The 6,000-nt window shown below is 34.8% G+C and carries 9 protein-coding genes; 5 read left to right on the top strand and 4 right to left on the bottom strand.

The annotated features are described in order from the left end of the window. Nucleotides 1-321 precede the first annotated feature (321 nt). Entirely contained in the window at nucleotides 322-990 is a 669-nt protein-coding gene (locus tag RUH74_RS14930; protein ID WP_313801319.1) for a DUF4097 family beta strand repeat-containing protein, read from the bottom strand. A gap of 192 nt (nucleotides 991-1,182) precedes the next feature. Between RUH74_RS14930 and RUH74_RS14935 the strand changes: the two genes are divergently transcribed. From RUH74_RS14935 to RUH74_RS14955, 5 genes are all read left to right on the top strand, one after another. Next, entirely contained in the window at nucleotides 1,183-1,326 is a 144-nt protein-coding gene (locus RUH74_RS14935) for a hypothetical protein (protein WP_313801321.1), read from the top strand. A gap of 65 nt (nucleotides 1,327-1,391) precedes the next feature. Then, the gene (locus RUH74_RS14940) at nucleotides 1,392-2,147 is read left to right on the top strand and encodes a MerR family transcriptional regulator (protein ID WP_313801323.1); all 756 of its coding nucleotides are present in this window, start codon (nucleotides 1,392-1,394) and stop codon (nucleotides 2,145-2,147) included. Between the two features lie 13 nt (nucleotides 2,148-2,160). Further along, on the top strand, nucleotides 2,161-2,817 hold the full coding sequence (locus tag RUH74_RS14945) for a GAP family protein (RefSeq protein ID WP_313801325.1): 657 nt from the start codon (nucleotides 2,161-2,163) through the stop codon (nucleotides 2,815-2,817). A gap of 192 nt (nucleotides 2,818-3,009) precedes the next feature. Next, complete coding sequence (locus RUH74_RS14950) at nucleotides 3,010-3,555, top strand: helix-turn-helix domain-containing protein (RefSeq protein WP_313801327.1); 546 nt, start codon at nucleotides 3,010-3,012, stop codon at nucleotides 3,553-3,555. After that, on the top strand, nucleotides 3,548-4,489 hold the full coding sequence (locus tag RUH74_RS14955) for an alpha/beta hydrolase family protein (protein ID WP_313801329.1): 942 nt from the start codon (nucleotides 3,548-3,550) through the stop codon (nucleotides 4,487-4,489). The genes RUH74_RS14950 and RUH74_RS14955 overlap by 8 nt, the downstream gene beginning before the upstream one ends. Nucleotides 4,490-4,586: 97 nt before the next feature. On the opposite strand, the gene RUH74_RS14960 is transcribed toward RUH74_RS14955, so the two are convergent. The 3 genes from RUH74_RS14960 to RUH74_RS24170 form a co-directional block, all read right to left on the bottom strand. Continuing rightward, complete coding sequence (locus RUH74_RS14960; protein ID WP_313801331.1) at nucleotides 4,587-5,093, bottom strand: spore coat protein; 507 nt, start codon at nucleotides 5,091-5,093, stop codon at nucleotides 4,587-4,589. Nucleotides 5,094-5,328: 235 nt separating this feature from the next. Further along, nucleotides 5,329-5,682, bottom strand: a complete 354-nt coding sequence (locus RUH74_RS14965; RefSeq protein ID WP_313801333.1) for a YxeA family protein — start codon at nucleotides 5,680-5,682, stop codon at nucleotides 5,329-5,331. Nucleotides 5,683-5,877: 195 nt separating this feature from the next. Next, a partial coding sequence (locus RUH74_RS24170) for an HYR domain-containing protein (RefSeq protein ID WP_396230052.1) occupies nucleotides 5,878-6,000 on the bottom strand: 123 nt, incomplete at its 5' end.

Below are 6,000 nucleotides of genomic sequence, written 5' to 3' on the forward strand. Positions count from 1 at the left end.
TTACTGGGTTTAAGAGAGAGTATGAAATTAATTAACTAGTAAGTCCAGTAAATGATTCGTTTTCCGGGGGGGGATTATGGGATATAATGAAACAATATTCTCTTTCATAATCATTTTAAAGTGGGTTTTAGGGTACGCTCGGAGTCGAGTTTGTGAAGATGGACGCCTAATTATGATAAAATTTATTCAATCTATATTCAAAATATATGTAAAAGAACCTATTTTGATTAATTTATTCAAAATAGGTTCTTTTTGTGTGCAGTAAAATATGACTTAATAGATTTTTTACCTATATTCAATTGCATCATTTTTGTTTCCTGCTTAATCTATAGAGATATTTCCAGATGAGGTTTCTAACTTAATCTCATAATTTGCGTTCCCAGTTGTTCCGCGAGTTTCTTTCCTACTTTGTCGAACATTTTCCAATGCAAAACCGACCGTATGTATGCCGCTGCTGGATTTAAGATATAGTGTGGCATCAGGTTGATCCTCATTTAAAACAACATGTATATTCCCACTTGTTGTTTTAATGTCGATATTACTTTTAAATGGAAGAAAATCGAGTTCTACCTTGCCGCTGCTTCCAATTACTCGAATGTTGTGAGTTTGCAAATTTTCTCCTAAAACGTCCCCTGAAGAACCATAAAGTATGATTTCCCCTGTAAATTCAATAGGGATACGAACTTCCAATTGAGGCTTTTTACCGATCTTAAATAATCGGATGAGCTTCTTTTTCTGTTGAATGGTTACTTTATCTTTCTCCTTATCTATTAGCATACTCGGCCCCTTATCTTGTAATAACATAGAAACTTCCAAATGATTTATATCGGCTGAAACTACATTGACATTTGTACTGCCATAATCAATTAGTATGGTATCAATATTCTTAAGTGAAGCTACTTGAAGATCTTCTCTTTCTTTTTCGCCCATACAGGCACTTAACAAAATGCTTGAAAGTAGAAGAAATATTTTCAAATAGATTTTTCTCATTTCCTATCACTCCATTCATTGGATATATGATAAAACATTACGCGACGTCAATTACAAGGTATATTTAGAAAATTTATAAATGATCATTTAAGACTTGAAAGTTACGCTGCGTCATTTTATATACTTGTTTAAGTAACTAATAAGTTGCATTCGTTTCGTGAATGGAAATATAAAAGACGTGGAGGTTTTTAAATGAAGAAAAACGATATAATTATTTATGGCTGTGTAATTCTAGGTGCAGGAATAGGGCTAATAATTGATCAGCCCTTTCCGGGTGTATTAGTAGGACTAGGTGCAGGCTATTTGCTTCAAAGTTTTTTTTCTAAAGATAAATAAAAATCGAATTGTACAAAATATAGTTCTGTTGATCATTTTTAAAACAATGCAGAGGGTGATACTCGTTGATTCACATTAATAAAGTTAGAGATCTGACAGGTGTTACAGTGAGAACACTCCGTTACTACGATGAAATTGGCTTAATAAGACCAGCATCCAAAACAGAAGGCGGTCATCGTTTATATACCAATGAAGAAATAAAAAAACTTCAGCAGGTTCAATTTCTTAAAAAAGTAGGATTTACTTTGGATGAAATTAAGAATATGCTTGCTTCCCCTGATTGGGATTGGTCGAAAAGTTTAAAGAGACAATTGTCTTATGTTAAAAATGAACAAGAAAATTTAAAGAAAACAGAACGCGCATTAATAGAAATGATCCATGGAATTGCAATAGAGGGGGACGATGAATGGCAAGCCATTTATAAAATCATGCGCCTTTCTAGTAATGATAAGGAAAGTCAGAAATCTTTTCGTGAATCTTTATTTAAAGGAAAAAACAAGGAGTTATTGGAAAAGGTTCCTAGTATGACAAGTGAAAACTCTGATGCATTAGAATGGATTGCGCTATTAGGCCAGTTAAAACGTTATATGAAGAATGGTCCGGAAGCATCAAAAGTTCAAAACATCATTAGAAGAATGGATGAAAAGCGTATAGAGGAATTTGATGGAGAGGATGAATTTTTAAGTAAGCTTTGGAAGGTAAGGATGTCATCAGAACAATCTGAGAAATTCGGATTATACCCAATCGATGAAGATGTACTTAAGTTTTTGGAACAGGCATATGCCATTTATTTAAAGAAAGGTATAGCCATAAGGGAATAAGGAGGACAAATGGGTGAATGCAGAATTGCTTCTTCTAATAGGGGGATTAGCGCTATTAGATACGTTAAGTCCAGCAACATTGGGGGTAACCGTATATTTGCTTTTAACGGATAAGTGGAAGTTAACACAGCGCTTATTCATTTATTTAATAACGGTAGCCGGATTCTATTTTGCTGTTGGTGTCTTACTTATGCTAGGCTTGGACTTTTTGTTCGATGCATTATCTGGCATTATTCAAAATCGTATCGTAAGCTGGACGGTATTCATTGTTGGAGCGATATTATTCATTGTCAGTTTTTTTATACCAACAAAGAAAAATTCAGAGCTGCCTACACCTAAGTCTAAAAGTATTTTTTCAATGGTTGCATTAGGCTTCACTACTTCCATAATCGAAGTAGGAACCGCATTTCCCTATTTTGCAGCTATTGGCATCATGACTACATCGAGTCTATCATGGGTGGAATGGGCTGCCATTTTAGTAGGATACAATTTTATCATGGTTCTGCCACCACTCATTTTATTTCTACTCTACCTTATGATAGGTAAGAAAATGCAAAAGCCTCTTGAAAAGATAAGGCTGAAAATTGCGGAGCATTCAGGATCTGCGCTTTCATGGATTGTTTGTATCGTTGGAATCATCTTAATTTTCAATAGCCTGGATTATTTGTAGGCAGCACGAATAGTTTAGTTTAAGGATATAGCATACAAAAAATAGATACGCGAGATGATGCGCTTGCTGATCAATGAGCAATCGCATTTTATTTATCTGGCAACCAATCAAAAAATAGGAAATATAATGATTGTTTTTATTATCAATATTGATAATATTATATATAGTGATAATAAAAGGGGTGAGTCGTTTATGAATAAGGTAGAAATTATCATGCACCCAGTGCGTTTCAAAATTATCCAAGTGTTCCTGGATGGATTGAGTAAAACCGCAAAAAAGGTCGCAAAGGAATTGAAGGATGTTCCTCAAGCTTCTTTATATAGGCAATTAGATACACTAGTGAAGGCAGAGGTTTTAATCGTAACGGAAGAAAATCAAATTCGCGGTGCAGTTGAAAAGGTTTATTCATTAAATGTACCTGCAGTAAACATGACAAACGATGACTTAAAAGAAATGACTAAAGAAGAACATTTGCAGTATTTTCTATTCTATACTGCACAAGTAACTTCTGACTTTGAGGCATATCTTGATAAAGGTGATATAGATTTTCTTCGAGATGGGGTTGGTTATAGACAAGTTGCCTTACACCTTTCAGATACAGAGTTCCTTGATTATATAAAAGATTTACGAAGAGTGTATGAAAAATATATGCAAAATACTCCTGCATCTAATAGAACAAAGAGAATCATCTCAACAATTACGATCCCCAAAAAGGAAGGCGAGTTAAAACATGAATAAGAGTGATGAAGTAGTAATCCAAGCGACTTATCCTTTAAGCGGAACTTTAACAATCCCTGGCGATTCCAGTCCTGCATTTCCTGCCATTTTAATCATTTCAGGATCTGGCAAAGGAGATCGTGATGGGAACCTCAAAAAAATGAAGATGAATATATATAAGGATCTAGCAGATTTTTTTACATTAAAAGGGTTTGTGACTTTACGCTATGATAAAAGAGGAACCTCTAAAAGCGGAGGAAACTTCCTTGAAACAGGGCTAACTGATTTAATTGACGATGCTGTAGAATGTATAAAATTTTTACAATCTCATCCGAAAGTAGATCATAATAAAATCATAGTCTTAGGTCATAGTGAAGGAGCGCTCATTGCTCCTGCTGTGTTTAAAAAAATCCCGGTTTCCGGACTTATTCTACTTGCTGGGGCAGCTGAACCATCTAAAGAGCTGCTGCCTAGGCAAAATGAACTGGCATACGCTGAGTTGAATCGGAAAACAGGACTTAAGGGCTGGCTTATAAGAACGTTGAAGGTTACAGAAAAAGCAAGAAAGCAAAACAGCAAAATCCTTAATAAGATGATTCATTCTGATAAAGCAGTAATGAGAATAAAGGGGGTTAAGCTAAATGCCAAATGGGTGCGGGAGATTTACGCTTATAATGTCTGTGATTATTTAAAGGAAGTGACATGCCCGGTTTTGGCCATAACTGGTGAAAAAGATATTCAAGTACCTCCAGAACATGCTAAATTAATGGCTGAAATGGTGAAAGGCGAAGCTGAGTGGCATATGATTCCTAATATGAATCATATTTTCCGCAAGTATGAAGGACAGCACACCATGCTAGGATTATTGAAAGAATATAAAATGCAGGTAAATCAGCCGATGGACAAGGAATTATTAGATATGCTGGGGAAATGGCTGCAAAGATATACCCAATAGAATGCAGGAAATACTTAAATAGAAAAAAAGAGCCTTTATGGCTCTGAAGCAGATGAGTAGGAGGGTATCAATGAATAATTATTGGCATATGCGAAATCTAAATTGGCTCTGAAAGAGCTTTGTTAGCAATATTCACATCGTTTTTAAGTAATTTATTTAAGTTATATGAAGGATAGTAGCCCTTTTCATACATATATTTATAAATGTTAGCATGAGTGTCAATAGCTCGCAGCAGCTGCTGGGTCAGAACATTTCTTAGAGCAGGTGTTGCTGTTTCTGTAATGGCAATAGCATAGTTTCTAACAGAAGTTTTTGCTAACCCTAATAAATCTCCTGAATAAAATGGTAAATGATCATTGCGATTTCCATTGTACCTATCCGGCTTTGGTGCCATAGGATAAAAACGCAGAAGTTCGCTTATATTTTTACTGAGCCCATTCATTGCTTGTCTGTATAACTTTTTCAATTCGGGATCAGTAATTTCACGATAAGCTTTTTTTAACGTCATAAGACCTATGGATTGAAAAGCAACTAATTCATGAACTTCCATTGTTTCATGCCATGCAAGAAGTTGTTGCTGAGGGCGTGCATAATTGTGCTCCATTTACTTACCTCCTTAAAATACTCTTTATTACTGTATTCAAGTGGAAAGTTCTGGGACATTGTCTATAAAATTTTAGGCTCATACAAATTGTTATAACTGAATAATATGGATATTTGTGAAGCCGGCAGAATAGATTTCGGTCGTATAGAAGGATTAAACCTTTCTCTGATATATTTTGTGAATGTAAAAGAGCAGTGAAATACTATCACTGCTTCATCTATAAAATCCATATATTTTATTTGAGCTTTTTTTTAACAACGGCAGGGATATCATTCAGTTGCACCTCTTCCCAAGATTTCACATAAGTTCTTTTCGTATCTAGTTTCAAGTAGGCGCCTTCCCGTAATTGTTTGCTGGCAGTGAAAGTAATCTTTATGTTTTTGCCGTTTTCATTAATTCCTTCTAAGGCATATTCATAGGTTGATTGATTCATTTTTTTTCCAGACTGATCAATCTTTACGAAAACATCCTTATGAGGAATAAAAGGGTTTAACATATCTGCAAGTTCGTTCTTAACAAAAAAAGTCATAGAAAATGCAATTATAGCTGCAACAACCAACATTCCAATGATTATCTTTAATGCTTTCATTTTCTAGAAATCCTCCTTATCTTTTTTTATATTTTACAAGGGATAGGAAATATTAGCCTTCGATTATGGTTACAAATTAAAAAAAGAAGTGACAATAATGTCACTTCTCGGGAAATTTGGTCAGATGATAGCTAGGAAAATATGTAATTGAGACTGCTAGGTCTACAAACAGTCTCATGGTTTCATTAGAAGTATTTATCTCCGTCGTCTACAACTAAAAAAACGGCACGGGTCTATAATAATAGTCACGTGGAATGAACAAGTGCTGGTATTACCAGCAGCATCTATTGCTGTACAAATGACTGTTGTTGTTCCACG

Source organism: Cytobacillus sp. (genome assembly GCF_032154635.1).
Taxonomy (GTDB): Bacteria; Bacillota; Bacilli; order Bacillales; family Cytobacillaceae; genus Cytobacillus.